This is a genomic window from Pseudomonas sp. BNK-45 (genome assembly GCF_047456255.1).
GTDB lineage: Bacteria > Pseudomonadota > Gammaproteobacteria > Pseudomonadales > Pseudomonadaceae > Aquipseudomonas.
Genome location: NZ_CP179909.1, coordinates 4,076,633 through 4,089,269, shown reverse-complemented (window position 1 = coordinate 4,089,269; position 12,637 = coordinate 4,076,633). Strand labels below are relative to the sequence as shown.

The 12,637-nt window shown below is 66.6% G+C and carries 12 protein-coding genes; 7 read left to right on the top strand and 5 right to left on the bottom strand.

Annotated features, from left to right (window positions below; all coding sequences use genetic code 11):
• The first annotated feature begins 118 nt into the window (after positions 1-118).
• A complete protein-coding gene (locus ACMGG8_RS18805) occupies positions 119-1,372 on the top strand; it encodes a ferric reductase-like transmembrane domain-containing protein (protein WP_129406157.1) in 1,254 nt (417 codons plus the stop codon).
• On the opposite strand, the gene ACMGG8_RS18800 is transcribed toward ACMGG8_RS18805, so the two are convergent.
• Positions 1,373-2,911: an MFS transporter gene (locus tag ACMGG8_RS18800; RefSeq protein ID WP_235760175.1), complete on the bottom strand. Its 1,539-nt coding sequence runs from the start codon at positions 2,909-2,911 to the stop codon at positions 1,373-1,375. It lies immediately after the preceding gene.
• A 127-nt stretch (positions 2,912-3,038) separates the two neighbouring features.
• On the opposite strand from ACMGG8_RS18800, the gene ACMGG8_RS18795 reads away from it, so the two are divergent.
• Both ACMGG8_RS18795 and ACMGG8_RS18790 read left to right on the top strand, forming a co-directional pair.
• Entirely contained in the window at positions 3,039-3,947 is a 909-nt protein-coding gene (locus ACMGG8_RS18795; protein ID WP_414158134.1) for a LysR family transcriptional regulator, read from the top strand.
• A gap of 2 nt (positions 3,948-3,949) precedes the next feature.
• Positions 3,950-4,498, top strand: coding sequence for a GNAT family N-acetyltransferase (locus ACMGG8_RS18790; protein WP_060839416.1), 549 nt, complete (start codon positions 3,950-3,952; stop codon positions 4,496-4,498).
• On the opposite strand, the gene ACMGG8_RS18785 is transcribed toward ACMGG8_RS18790, so the two are convergent.
• A complete protein-coding gene (locus tag ACMGG8_RS18785) occupies positions 4,491-5,411 on the bottom strand; it encodes a carbon-nitrogen hydrolase family protein (RefSeq protein WP_060839417.1) in 921 nt (306 codons plus the stop codon). The genes ACMGG8_RS18790 and ACMGG8_RS18785 overlap by 8 nt on opposite strands.
• An 84-nt stretch (positions 5,412-5,495) precedes the next feature.
• Between ACMGG8_RS18785 and ACMGG8_RS18780 the strand changes: the two genes are divergently transcribed.
• The gene (locus ACMGG8_RS18780) at positions 5,496-6,431 is read left to right on the top strand and encodes a LysR family transcriptional regulator (protein WP_108543884.1); all 936 of its coding nucleotides are present in this window, start codon (positions 5,496-5,498) and stop codon (positions 6,429-6,431) included.
• Here the strand turns inward: ACMGG8_RS18780 and ACMGG8_RS18775 are convergent.
• Positions 6,403-6,657 carry a hypothetical protein gene (locus ACMGG8_RS18775; protein ID WP_016962601.1) on the bottom strand — a complete coding sequence of 85 codons (255 nt, stop codon included), beginning with the start codon at positions 6,655-6,657 and terminating at the stop codon, positions 6,403-6,405. The genes ACMGG8_RS18780 and ACMGG8_RS18775 overlap by 29 nt on opposite strands.
• Positions 6,658-6,892: 235 nt before the next feature.
• On the opposite strand from ACMGG8_RS18775, the gene ACMGG8_RS18770 reads away from it, so the two are divergent.
• Positions 6,893-7,213, top strand: a complete 321-nt coding sequence (locus ACMGG8_RS18770) for a DUF883 family protein (RefSeq protein WP_060839419.1) — start codon at positions 6,893-6,895, stop codon at positions 7,211-7,213.
• A gap of 52 nt (positions 7,214-7,265) precedes the next feature.
• On the opposite strand, the gene ACMGG8_RS18765 is transcribed toward ACMGG8_RS18770, so the two are convergent.
• Positions 7,266-8,303: an Ldh family oxidoreductase gene (locus tag ACMGG8_RS18765; RefSeq protein ID WP_060839420.1), complete on the bottom strand. Its 1,038-nt coding sequence runs from the start codon at positions 8,301-8,303 to the stop codon at positions 7,266-7,268.
• Positions 8,304-8,569: 266 nt separating this feature from the next.
• Between ACMGG8_RS18765 and ACMGG8_RS18760 the strand changes: the two genes are divergently transcribed.
• Positions 8,570-9,571: a FecR family protein gene (locus tag ACMGG8_RS18760; RefSeq protein ID WP_060839421.1), complete on the top strand. Its 1,002-nt coding sequence runs from the start codon at positions 8,570-8,572 to the stop codon at positions 9,569-9,571.
• A gap of 62 nt (positions 9,572-9,633) precedes the next feature.
• Here ACMGG8_RS18760 and ACMGG8_RS18755 read toward each other — a convergent pair whose 3' ends face one another.
• Positions 9,634-11,952 (bottom strand): acylase, encoded by a 2,319-nt coding sequence (locus ACMGG8_RS18755; RefSeq protein WP_414158133.1) that lies wholly within the window; start codon positions 11,950-11,952, stop codon positions 9,634-9,636.
• Between the two features lie 297 nt (positions 11,953-12,249).
• Here ACMGG8_RS18755 and ACMGG8_RS18750 point away from each other — a divergent pair, with 297 nt between their 5' ends.
• Complete coding sequence (locus ACMGG8_RS18750; RefSeq protein WP_060839423.1) at positions 12,250-12,630, top strand: fe2+ zn2+ uptake regulation protein; 381 nt, start codon at positions 12,250-12,252, stop codon at positions 12,628-12,630.
• Positions 12,631-12,637 lie beyond the last annotated feature (7 nt).

The window sequence follows — 12,637 nt, the reverse complement described above, 5'->3', positions numbered from 1 at the left end:
CCCAGCGCCACACCACCCCATGCATCGCGCCTTATGGCCTTGCCCCCCTTGCAACGGGACCTTTGCGGCAGTCGATGTTCATGCCATGACGGCATTTCCTGAGCGGAGTCATGCACCCTTGAAAACCTGGCACACGATAATCGGCGTTCTGCTGATCACCACGTTCACCCTCCTGCTGGAGATCCCTTCCACCACCTGGCTGACCTCCGCCACCCTGAGCATGGTCCTGGGCAGCACCGCCCTGGCGTACATGGCCCTGTCCTGCCTGCTGGCCGCCCGCTGGGGCGTTGTCGAGCGCCTGTTCGGCGGCCTTGACCGGGTCTACGAGGTGCATAAATGGCTGGGGATCTGGGCCCTGGCGTTCGCCAGCTATCACCTGGTGTTCAAGGCCAACCTGGACGAATGGAACAGCGTGCCGATCCTCGAACTGTCCAAGTACTGGACACGCCTGGTGCGCCAGTTGAGCTACGTGGCCCTGGGCCTGATCGTGCTCCTGGCGCTGAACCGCAACATTCCCTACAGCCAGTGGCGCTGGTGGCACAAGCTGTCCGGGCCGCTGTTCCTGATCGTCATCCTGCACGGCTTGAGCTTCAAGTCGCCGATCACCCTGGACTCGCCATCGGGCCTGTGGCTTGGCGCGCTGTGCATCCTCGGGGTGCTGGGCGCCCTGTACAAACTGCTGCTTTACCCCTTGGTGGCCAAGGCCGGCGAGTATCAGGTGAGCGCGGTCAGGGTGGAGAAGAACTCCCTGCACCTGGAACTGCGCCCCCTGGGCCGTGGCTTTCCCTTCAAGGCCGGGCAGTTCGCGTTTCTGTCGATGCAGGAAAAGGGCCTGCGCGAGCCGCACCCCTTCACCATCGCCAGTGCCCAGGCCGAGGACGGGCGCATCGAGTTCGTCATCCGCGCCCTGGGCGACTACACCCAACGGCTGCGCAAGCAGGTCAAGGTCGGCATGCGTGCTGATCTCTACGCGCCTTACGGCCGCTTCAAGCGGCCCGAGGCGGCGGCCCGGGAGATCTGGATCGGCGGCGGAGTGGGCATCTCGCCGTTCATTTCCTGGCTGCAGGACGCGGCCGCCGGGGAGTTCGACAAGGCCACCCTGGTGTATTGCTACAACCCGTCCCGGGCCTTTCCCAGCGTCGACACCCTGCAGGGCATGGCCCAGGCTCGCGGCGTGGACTTCGTCGCCAACAGCGGCGGCACCGAGTCCCTGGCGCAAACCCTGCAACGCAGCGCGGCGCAAACCGACCCGCAGCAGATCCGCATCAGTTTCTGCGGCCCCAAGGGTCTGCTGGCCCAGGTCCGCGAGTTGATGCACCAGTACCGGATTCCCGAAGCCAACCTGCACTACGAGTTCTTCGAGTTCCGCTGATCAGCTCCGCAAGCGACGCGGGTGGCGCGGCTCATGCAACGCCACCTTCACCACCAGGGCCGCCACCAGGGTGATGACCATCAGCACCTGCAACAGCTGGCTGAAGGCCTGGGCATAGCCCTGCAGCAACGCCTCCCGGGACCCGCTCGGCAAAGTCCCGGCACTGGCCGCCAGATCCCCCCCGGCCAGTTGCCGGGCCGCCAGCACCAGGGACTCGCCCGTGGCCCCCTGGGCGCCCAGGGCCTGTTGCAGCAGTGCCGCCAGCAAGGCCACCACCAGGGCCAGGGCAATGCCCTCGCCCGCCACCCGGGTGGTGCTGAAGATGCCACTGGCCATGCCGGCCCGCTCCTTGGGCACCACGCTCACCGACAGACCGTCCATCAAGCCCCAGGGCAGGCCGCTGCCCAGGCCGATCACCAGCAACGGCCAGACCCGTTCGCCGCTGCCCTGCCCCGGCGCCAGGCGACTGAGCCACCAGAGTCCGCCGGCGGCCACCACCAGCCCCAGGCTCGACAGATTGCCGGCGCTGAACCAGCGGTTGAGCCAGCCCGCAGCCAACGGCACCACCAGCATCGGCGCGGACAGGGCCAGCATCAGCAGCCCGGCGTCGATCTCGCTGTAGCCTTCGACGCCGATAAAGCGGATCGGTAGCAGGATCAGCAGCACCACGTAGCAATAGCAGGTAGCGATAGGCAGCACCTGCACCCCGACAAAGCGCGGGTAGCGAAACAGCGACAGGTCGAGCATCGGCCGTGCCGCCCGCCGCTCCACGACGACGAACAGCCCCAGCGCCAGCAGCGCTCCCAGCAGCAGCGCCAGAACCCAGGGGCTGCCCCAGCCGCTTTGCGGCGCCTGCAGAATGCCCCAGGTCAGCAGCACCAGGGCCAGGGTGAAGCTCAAGGTCCCGGGCCAGTCCACGCCCCGGGCCTCGGGATCCCTGGACTCCTGCATGCGCGGCACGCCAAAGGCCAGGGACAGGCCGCCGATCAGCGCTCCGGAGACGAAGATCCCGCGCCAGCCGCTGTGTTCCACCAGGACCCCGGCGAGGATCGGGCCAAAGGCCAGGCCGACGCCAAAGGTGGTGCCCAGCAGGCTGAAGGCCCGGGTCCGCCCGGGGCCGTCGAAGGCCTGGGCCAGGGCCGCCGAACCACCGGCCAGGGCGGCGGCCCCGGCCAGTCCCTGGACCCCGCGCAGCAGGTTGAGCCACAGCAGCGACGGCACGAACACCAGGGCCAGGGAGCTCAGGCCGAACAGCGCCACCCCCAGGCTGAACAGGCGCTTGCGACCGTACTCGTCGGCCAGGGTCCCGGCGGCCATCAACACACTGCCAAAGGTCAGCATGAAGGCGTTGGTGGTCCAGCTCAGGGCCAGGGGGCTGCCCCCCAGTTCGCGGGCGATGGCCGGGGTCGCCACGGCCACCCCGACAAAGGTCAGGGGCAGCATCAGCGCCGCCAGGCACACCGCCGCCAATACGCCGTAGGCACCCCGCTCGCGGGTACGGGCCGGCAGCCCAAGGGATAGGTCGAGTTCAGGATTCACGGACACCTCTACGCCCCGGTCATCAGGGCTCTTGGAAGAAAAACCCAGGATAGGCAGGCCGCAATCGGTAAAAAACAGGGCATTATTCCGCTCTTTACGGACAAAAACGCTGCAATCGAGGAGCGCCATGGACAACCTGAACGGCCTGCAAGTGTTTGTCTGCGTGGTCCAGAGCGGCAGCCTGGTGGCCGCCGGTGAACGCCTGGGGCTGTCCGCCTCGGCGGTGGGCAAGGCCCTGTCACGCCTGGAACAACGGCTCGGCGTGCGCCTGCTCAACCGCAGCACCCGGCGCATCAGCCTGACCGACGAAGGCACGCTGTTCTACGAACGCGGCCAGCGCATCGTCGATCAGGTACAGGAAGCGGAAGCCGAACTGGCGCGGATCAGTGATGCGCCACGGGGGCGCTTGCGGGTCAGCCTGCCGGCCATCGGCTACCGCATGTTGCTGCCGATCCTTCCGGCGTTCTCCGCGCGCTATCCGGACATCGAACTGGACCTGGATTTCAACGACCGGCTGATCGACGTGATCGCCGAAGGGGTGGATGCGGTGATTCGCAGCGGCGAGTTGCCGGACTCCCAGCTCAGGTCCCGCAGCCTCGGGCCCTTCGGCTTCGTGCTGGTCGGCGCGCCCGGCTACTTCGCGCGCCGCGGCACGCCCCAGACGCCCAGGGACCTGGAGCACCACGCCTGCCTGCGCTACAAGTTTCCCGGTGGCACCCAGCTGCAGCCGTGGCGCCTGCACCTGGCCGACAGCGCAGCGCCGCTGGTGCTGGGCAGCGCCCTGACCAGCAACAACCTGGAGTCGCTGATCCATGCCGCGACCCAGGGCCTGGGCATCGCCTACGTGCCGGATTTCGTGGTCGCTGGCGCCCTGGCCGATGGCAGCCTGGTGTCGGTGCTGGACGACTTCCAGCAAGAGCGCGGCAAGTTCTCCATACTCTGGCCCAGCAGCCGGCACCTGCTGCCCAAGCTGCGGGTGTTCGTCGACTTTCTCGGCGAGCATCTGCTGCTCGGCAAACTTCACAAGGAGTCCTGACGATGATTGGCAACCTGCCCACCCTGCACACCGAGCGCCTGTTGCTGCGGCCCCTGGAACTGGCGGATGCCGACGCCATCCAGCAGCTGTTTCCACATTGGGAAGTGGTGCGCTACCTCAACGCCCTGGTGCCCTGGCCCTACCCGGCCGACGGTGCCTTGAGCTACGTGCGCGACCTGGCCCTGCCGGCCATGGCCCGGGGCACGGAATGGCACTGGACCCTGCGCCGGCGCAGCGACCCGGGCCAGATGATCGGCTGCATCAGCCTGATGGACCAGGTGGACGACAACCGCGGCTTCTGGCTGGCCCCGCCATGGCAGGGCCAGGGCTACATGAGCGAAGCCTGCAAGGCGGTGGACCACTATTGGTTCGAGGTGCTGCAACGGCCCTTGATGCGCGTGCCCAAGGCGGCGCCGAACCAGGGATCGCGGCGGATTTCCGAGCGTGGCGGCATGCGCCTGATCGACTCCCGGGACGGCGAATTCGTCAGCGGGCGGTTCCCCGTGGAGCTGTGGGAAATCACCCGCGAAGAGTGGCGCCGGCTCAGGTAAAGCGCACTCCGGGGCGGGCGCGCTGGTCCACGGTCAGTTCAAACACATCCGGGCGGGCGTAATGACCGACCACGTCGTAGTCATAACGCGCACGCACCAGGTCGGCGGTATCGATCTCGGCGCTGATCAGCCCGGCGCGGCCCACCAGCGGCCCGGCCAGCACATCGCCCATGGGCCCGACGATCACGCTGCCGCCGGCAATCAACGGCCGCTGCGCCGGCCAGTTGGCAATCTCCAGCCCCAGTTCCTCGGGCGAGGCCTGCACTTGACAGGCGCTGACCACGAAGCAGCGGCCCTCGTGGGCGATATGGCGCATGCTCACTTGCCACATTTCCCGCTCGTCCACCGTCGGCGCGCACCAGACTTCGATGCCCTGGGCATACATCGCGGTGCGCAGCAGCGGCATCATGTTTTCCCAGCAGATCACCGCGCCGACCCGGCCGACCTGGGTGTCCAGCACCGGCAGGGTCGAGCCGTCACCCTTGCCCCAGATCAGCCGCTCGGTGCCGGTGGGCATCAATTTGCGATGCTTGCCCACAAGCCCCGCCTGCGGGTCGAAATACAGCGCCGTGCAATACAGGGTGCTGCCGCTGCGCTCGATCACCCCCAGGACCAGATTGGCCCCGGTCCGCGCCGACAGCCCGGCCAGGGCCTCGGTTTCGGCCCCGGGGACATCGATGGCATTGGCAAAGTAGCGGGCGAAGGCCTCGCGCCCTTCCGGCAGGCGATAGCCCAGTTGAGTGCCGAAGCCTTCACCCTTGGGGTAGCCCCCCAACAGCGCTTCGGGCATCACCACCAGGTGCGCACCGGCCTCGATGATGGCGGCTTCGTAGGACAGGATCTGCTCCAGGGTGGCCGCCTTGCCTTCAGGCAGGGCACCGATTTGCAGGGCAGCGACGATGGACTTGGGCATGACGTGTTTCCTCGAACGATCAGGTGTTGCGCATTCTGCGGGCGCCGCCGATCATCGATAAACCCCAACTCAGTGCTTAATGATATGAATCAGATGAATATCGCCAGCGTCGATCTCAACCTGCTCAAGGCCTTCGAAGCCTTGCATGACGAGTCCAGCGCCAGCCGCGCCGCCCTGCGCCTGGGGGTCACCCAATCGGCCATGAGCGCGGCCTTGCGCCGGCTGCGGGAGCTGTATGGCGATCCCCTGTTCGTGCGCACCGGGCGCGGCTTGGCACCGACCCTCAAGGCCAATCAGTTGAAGCCGGTGGTCAGCGATGCCCTGAACAAATGCCGGCAGAGCCTGGCCATGGTCGCTCCGGACACCGGCGATTATCAGGGGCGCTCGGTGACGGTCGGGCTGTCGGATGATTTCGAGATTGCCTATGGCCGGCAGATGATCGAGGCCGTGGCCCGGCGGGCGCCCAAGCTGCGGCTGATTTTCCGCCAGACCCACAGCCAGATCGTCGCCGAGGCGCTGTTGCAGCGCAGCGTCGACCTGGCCATCAGCGCCGGCGGTTTTGCCGAACGCCTGCTCAGCCGCCAGGTGCTGGGAGAAGGGGCTTACCTGTGCCTGGCCGACCCGGCCAGCCTGGCTCCCGGGCAGCAACGCATCAGCCTTGAAGAGTTCGTCGAGCGGGAGCACCTGCTGGTGTCGTCCCAGGGCTTTATCGGCATCACCGATGAAGGATTGGCGAACCTGGGCCTCAGTCGCCGGGTGTGCGCCTCGACCACGCACTTTGCCGCGCTGCCCTTTCTGCTCAAGGGCAGCCAGGCGGTGGCAACCATTCCCGACCATGCCGCCCGGCGCATCGCCGAGCTCACCGGCCTGCAACTGCTGCCCTGCCCCCTGGCGCTGCCGCGTTATCCGATCGAACTGGGCTGGCGCACCAGCCCGCAGACCGATCCACTGCTGGTGAAGGTACGCGAGGCGATCGTCGAGAGTTTCGCCCTTACTTGTTCGCCGCCATCAGGCGATTGACTTCGCTGCGCACCATGTTGGAGAACTCCGGCGGCGACATGCCGTCGAGCTCGGCGCGGACCCACTCGGCCCACTTGCCCTTGCGCTTGCCACGCTCGCCGAACAACCGCGCGGCCTCGCCCTTGGCCTTGCCCAGGTTGCTCTGCCACAGTTCGAACAGACGGGACTTCTCGTCCTCGATGGCGGCGCGCTCGGCCAGGGGCTTGTTAGCCAGATTGAAACTCATGGGAAATTCCTGCTGCGTAAAATAGGCGACATCTTACACTGTAGGGGCTGACGGGTTTACCCCGGACTGGCGAGCAAGGAGCAAAATGGCTGCAACTTTTGCCCCGGCAACGGACTCCATTGCAGGTACCCGATCACTGCAGCCGCTGCCGCAGACTGCAATCGGCTTGAGCCGGCCTCCCGCTCCGGAAGGCGCGCTCATGCACCACCGTTCACATTGTCCAAGGAAAAACTTCATGGCTCGTAAATCAGCCGCGCAAGCGGAAAACGATCAAATCAAGGATCAGGCCTTCAGCGAGTTGCAGGCGCTGATCGAAGAATCGGAAAAACTGCTCAAGGGCAGCGCCACCCTGGTGGGCGAAGAAGGTGAAAGCCTGCGCCGGCAGGTGAGCCTCAAGCTCAAGCAGGCGCTGGACTCGGTGAGCCATGTGCGCGAACGCAGCAAGCCGGTGGTGGATGCCACCGAACAGTACATCGGTGGCCATCCGTGGCAGACCGTGGCCATCTCCGCCGGTGTCGGGCTGGTAGTCGGCCTGTTGCTGGGCCGTCGTTCCTGACCGCCCCTGCAGGCCGGGCCCCTGGTGGGCCTGGCCTGCATCTGTGCATCCCTCAGCCCCGCGCCAGATCCCGCAACTGCTGCAGTTGCGCAGCGCCGATGGCAATCCCTTGTTGCAGTGAACGCTCGCGCTGCTGATGCCGGCGCTCCCCGGGCAGGCGCTTGAGTCCCACCGCGTGCATCTGCCGCACCAGTTCCTGGCTGCGCTCGGCGAAACTCTGTCCGGCGGCCTTGCTCGGATCGATGACGATCAGCAACTGCCCGGTCCAGGGCGTCTTGGCCCCGGGATGATTGGACCAGTCGAATTCGAAAGAGAAATGCCCGCCAGTCAGCGCCGCGGCCAGCAACTCCACCATCATCGACAGCGCCGAGCCCTTGTGCCCGCCAAAGGGCAGCAGCGCCCCGCCTTCGAGGATCGCCTTGGGGTCCTGGGTCGGCTGCCCCAGGCTGTCGACCCCCATGCCCAGGGGCAGGCGCTGGCCTTCCCGTGCGGCAATCTGCACATCGCCATGGGCAATGGCGCTGGTGGCCAGGTCGAAGACAATCGGCTGGCCCTGGGCCTGGGGCGCGGCGAAGGCGATCGGGTTGGTGCCGAACAACGGCCGGTCGGCCCCATGGGGCACCACGCAGGTCATGCTGTTGACCACGCTCAGGGCCACCAGCCCTTCTTCGGCAAAGGGTTCGACATCCGGCCAGAGTGCCGCGAAATGGTGCGAGTTGCGGATGGCCAGGACGGCGATCCCGGCCTCGCGGGCCTTGTGCACCAGCAGCTCGCGGGCCGCCGCCAGGGCCGGCTGGGCAAACCCGTTGTCGGCATCGACCCGGACAAAGGCGGCGGCCACGTCTTCCACCCGCGGCTGCGCCTGGCCATTGACCCAGCCACTGGCCAGGGTCGAGACATAACCTGGAATACGGAACACGCCATGACTGTGGGCGCCGTCACGCTCGGCGCCGGCGCAGTTCTCGGCCAGGCACCGGGCGACGTCGGCGCGACAGCCGTGGCCCAGGAAGATCGTCTCCAGCAACTGCACCAGAGCCGGGAACGACAGGTATTCGGAGGGGGTATCAACAACCGGGGACGAGGCAGACATCTGAAGCTCCAGAGTAGTTATTGGAGGGGGCAACAGCGCGTGACCCGCGATTAAACAACGCCGAGCCGCAACCCTGTCAACCACTGCCTGAAGCTTGCAGGGAAGGTGCCAGGATCCCCCTTGCGGCGGCATGCGCCACCTTGCCCCCAGCGCCTGCCAAGGGGCGTCTCGGATGAAAATAACCACCGGTTACTGGGCAATCGCCATCATGGTTGTTCTCCAAGGCTTGTCGCGAAGGGTAGAATGCGCGAAATCAGGAAGAGTCAATGAGCCAACAGATCCTCTCAGAAGCCGAGTACGACGCCATTACCCAGGCTGCGGCGCAATGGTGCATGCGCCTGCACGAAGCAGACTGCAGCGATGCCGAACGCCTGGCCTTTCAGCAATGGCACGATGCCGACCCACTGCACGCCTTCGAATACCAGGCCATGCGGGAAATCTGGGAAGTGGCCGACCAACTGCCACCCTCCGCCCTGTCGACCCCGGCGCCCCAGCCTGCGCCACGGCGCAGCTGGCAACGCTACGGCGTGGCGGCGGCCATTGCCCTGTGCGCCCTGCCCCTGGCCGCCTACAGCGGCTGGGAACTGGGTTGGCTGCCCTCATCCTACGAACGCTTCGAAGCCGGCGACAGCCTGCGCAGCGTGACCCTGGCCGACGGCAGCCAGGTCGAGCTGAACCTGGGCAGCGCCCTGACCTACAGCAACTACAAGGACCAGCGCCGGGTCACCCTGAACAAGGGCGAGGCCTTCTTCAAGGTCAGCCATGACAGCGCCCATCCTTTCGTGGTCAAGGCCGCCCGGGGGCAGGTCAAGGTCACCGGCACCCAGTTCAACGTGTGGATGTATGAAGATCAGGTGCGGGTCACCCTGCTGCAGGGCTCGGTGCTGGTCAACAGCGATACCGCCCAGCCTGGCGAAGGCTTCCGCCTGGAGCCCGGCATGCAGGCCCGCTACCAGGAAGGCGACTACGCGCCCCAGATCAGCCAGACCTACAGCAACGACAGTTCCCTGGCCTGGCGCAATGGCAAGCTGGTGCTGGACAACCTGTCCCTCAACGAGGCCCTGCCGCTGATCAATCGCTATCTGGATAGCCCGGTACAGCTGGCTGACAGCCAGACCGGCAGCATTCGCGTCGGCGGCATCTACAACACCAGGGAGATCAAGAGCCTGCTGACCTCGCTGCCCAAGGTGCTGCCGGTCTACCTGACGCGCAATCGCCAGGGCAACCCGGTGATCAACGCCCTGCCCCAGTCCCCGCCAAACAGCTGAAGGCCGCCCGGTTGCCCGGGCGGCCCAGATGATCCCACCGACCTTCACAGCGCCGCCAATGGCTAAGGCTCCCGGCGCGGCTCCTGGATCCGTTGCACCTGATACTGGCCATCGGCGCGGATCTGCGCCTCGGTAAAGGGCAGCACCTGCCACTGCTTGGCGGCGAACGCCTCGGTCTGGTCGCGAAAATGCGCCGAGGCCGGGTCGCTGGACAGGGAGAACGCCAGCAACCCCAGGGCCCGTGGCCCCTGCTCATCGAAGCTGACCACATTCAGGTAGCTGGTGCCGCTCACCACCTCCCGCTTGCCGCCGTCCCCCGGCACGCTCTGGATGGCGTTGTACACCCCCAGGCTTTCCGGGCCGCCGGGCACCGGGGTCGGTCGGCCGCCCCGGCTCACCTGCTGCAGCTCGCCCCAGCGCACGTCATCGGCCAACCCGGCCTCGTCCACCATCTGCGCCGCTGCCAGCATGGCCGCACGCAGGGCCCGGGCCACCGGTTCGCGGCCGATGGCCAGGCCCCGCGGCGTGTGCTGCGGGTCCCTGGCATCGAACGCCACCCGCCAGATGTCCGGGTCATGCAGCAGCGGCTGCATGATGCCCTGGAAATACACCAGGCCCAGCCCGCTGTGCAGGCCGGCGCTGCGGTCCCAGGACCCGAGGCTGCCACACAGCCGCGCCAGGCGCCGGGCATCGGCGCCCAAGTCCTGTGCACAGAACTGCAGCAGGTCCGGCATCACCAGGCCGGCCAGGTACACCTGGTTGTCGCTGACCATGTGCAGCAGATCGGCAGCCTTGATCTGCTGCATCCGGCCCAGGCGCTCCAGGGCGAAACGCGCACGCATCTTCAACGGTACGTCCTGCTGGCTGATCACCGGCGAGAAGCCTTGCAGCGGCGCCGCCGGGTTGACCATCCAGGCCGAGTCGTTGGCGTGCTGCAGGTAGTCGTTGCGCGCCAGCTGCGGCAACTGGCTGGCGGCGAAGATACCCGGCTGCGCCGCGGCCGGATCGATATCCCAGGCGCAGGCGCTGCGCGATCCATCGAGAACGATCACCTGGGTACCGGCCCGCGGATCGCTGCACTGCGCCAGCTTGGCCTGGGTCACGTTGGGCACCACCGACTGGTTCATGTACAAGCCGCGGCCCTGGTCATCCACCGCCAGGGTGTTGACCCAGGGAATGCCCTGCAACCGGTGCACGCTGTCTTGCAGGTCGCTGACGCTGCCGGCCTGATTCATCGCGTACCACTGGGCCAGCACGCGGCTGTTGTCGAGGTTGGCGTCACGCAGGCTGTAGGCGTACTGGCGGTTCCAGTCCAGCTCCCCCGGCCATTGCACCACGGGGCCGAACACCGAGCTGTAGAGGGTGCGCGACTGGGGCTGCAAGCGCCCGTCCGCGGTCTTGCCCTGCACCGTCACCACCTGACGCTGCAATGGCAGCGAGCGGCCATCCAGCAGGTAGCGGGTCGGGTCCTTGGGGTCCAGTTGCAGGCGGTACAGGGTGAAGTGCTTGGACGTATCCACGGTGTGGGTCCAGGCCAGGTGCTGGTTGAAGCCGATATTGATCAGCGGCAGACCGGGCAAGGCAGCGCCCATCACATCCAGCTGACCGGGAATGGTCAGGTGCATCTGATAGAAGCGCATGCCGCCGACCCAGGGAAAGTGCGGATTGGCCAGCAGCAGACCGCGCCCATTGAAGGAACGCTCGCCGCCCACCGCCACGGCGTTGCTGCCCCGGTCCAGGGCAAAAGCCTGTTGCCGGTTCGCCGCCAGTTGCCACTGCCTGGGGCTCAAGGCCGCCTGGGCGGCGTCTCCCGGAGGCGCGGCCAGGGCCAGGGCCTCGACGAACTGGCCGGCACCGCCTTCGACCAGCAGGCGCCGGGTCAGCTTCACCAGGTCGGCGCTGGTCAGCGGCCGCACCCAGTCGCCCTGGCACTGCTCCGGCAGGCCCTGGGCACGGCGCTCGAGCAATTGCCGGTTGAAGCCTTCGACATAGCCCTGCATGCGCTCACGCAGCGCCGGGGTCTGCGCCTGCCAGAACGCCGCCACCGCCTGGGGCGAGTTCAGCCAGCTGAAGAACAGGTCGCTGGCCAGATTGTCGCGCTGCTCCAGGGTCTGGCCCTCCGGACCGAAATACCTGGAGCGCTCGGCGTTGACCGTCAGCACTTCATTGGCCATCAGGCACAGATTGTCCTGGGCATAGGCGTAACCGATGCCGTAGCCCAGTCCGCGCTCATCGGCGGCACGGATATGCGGGACACCAAAGCTGGTGCGGCGGATCTCGGCCTGGACCGGGTCCGGCTGCGCCTGTGCGTGAACCCCACAACCGAGGCTCAGCAACACGGCGGCAAGGGCAAAATGCGGGAACTGCCTGGAAATGATCACACCGACTCCTGATACAAAAGAACACAACCAGGACTGGTGCGCAGGCGGGGTACGGCGATGCCGCCAGTCTGGGAATCCAGCCGCGCACGGATCAACCGGCGCCTGCCTGCCCATAAGGACGAAGAGCGGGAAAAAAATTTACTCCCATCGCAGCGGCCGCCGCGGTCATGACATGTCAGTGACTCGATACTGACAATTTTTCTACATCCCGGGCCTCATGATTGGTCGCGCTCGCTCGTCTAGTACTAGAGCACCCATCATTCTTTTCCTGATCAGGCTCTGATAAGGAGTTCTTGCATGTACAACCCGCAACTGCCAATGGATGGCACCACCATGAACAACCCGCCTGCGCTGAATGCCGGCGCCGGTGTCTTCGGCCGCAGCGCCGAGCGCACCAGCAACGAGCGCATCAAGCAGCTGCTGAAGAGCTTTGGCCTGCGCACCAGCCTGATTCGCCTGAAAGTCATCGACGCCCTGCTCACCGCCGCCCAGAGCGAACGCTCCCTGGGCGTGCGCGGAATCCACAGCCAATTGCTGGAACTGGACATTCCGCTGTCGTTTCTCAGTGTCCGGGAAGTGTTGAAACGCCTGTGCAGCGAGGGCGTGCTGACCCTCAATGCGGACAAGAGCTACAGCCTGCACCAGCGGGCCGCAGCGGTGCTCGACGGCCTCTCCTGAGGCCGCC